Raw genomic sequence first — 748 nt, forward strand, 5'->3', positions numbered from 1 at the left:
ATCTCCTCGGCCAGCTCGGGGAACCCCCGGCCGGAGAAAAGCATCAGGCTCTTACGGTTCTCCGCGACGATGCTGCCCATCGGCTCGCTGCTCCCGTTGGATCGAGGGGTTAGTCACCTGAAGTATCTCCCGAGGCCACCATCTGGCCACGCGCCGAGCCCGGCGGGTGGGATGCCTCACCCCTCAGAACGCTACTCGCCGTTCTGATCGGCGGCAGCCCGCTCGGCGGCCTCGGCCGACACCGTGCCGGGCCGGCGCCGGGCGGTCCAGCCCTCCACGTTGCGCTGCTGCGCCCGGCTCACGCCAAGGTTGCCCGCGGGCACCTCCTTCGCGATGGCGCTGCCCGCCGCGACGTAGGCGCCCGGGCCGATCTCGACCGGGGCGATCAGCACGGTGTCCGAGCCGACGAACGCGGCCTCACCCACCGTGGTGTGGTGCTTGTTGACCCCGTCGTAGTTGGCGAAGATCGTGCCGGCGCCGATGTTCGACTTCGGGCCGATGGTCGCGTCCCCCACATACGACAGATGGGGGACCTTCGCGCCGTCACCCAGCTCGGCGTTCTTGGTCTCGACGAAGCCGCCCACCTTCGACTTGCGGCCCAGCCGGGTGCCCGGACGGAGGAACGAGAACGGGCCCACGGTCGCGGCCGGGCCGATCTCGGCCCCGATCGAGTGGGTACGCAGCACCGTCGCGCCCGCCTCCACGGTGGTGTCGATCAGCGTCGTGTCCGGTCCGATGACCGCGCCGG

1 pseudogene is annotated in these 748 nt (G+C 70.9%); it reads right to left on the bottom strand.

Features of this window, described 5'->3' with window-relative positions:
* Positions 1-191 precede the first annotated feature (191 nt).
* Positions 192-748: pseudogene (locus Ato02nite_RS50920) on the bottom strand (DapH/DapD/GlmU-related protein); the annotation flags it as partial.

The sequence above is a fragment of the Paractinoplanes toevensis genome, assembly GCF_018332695.1.
Classification (GTDB): domain Bacteria; phylum Actinomycetota; class Actinomycetes; order Mycobacteriales; family Micromonosporaceae; genus Actinoplanes; species Actinoplanes toevensis.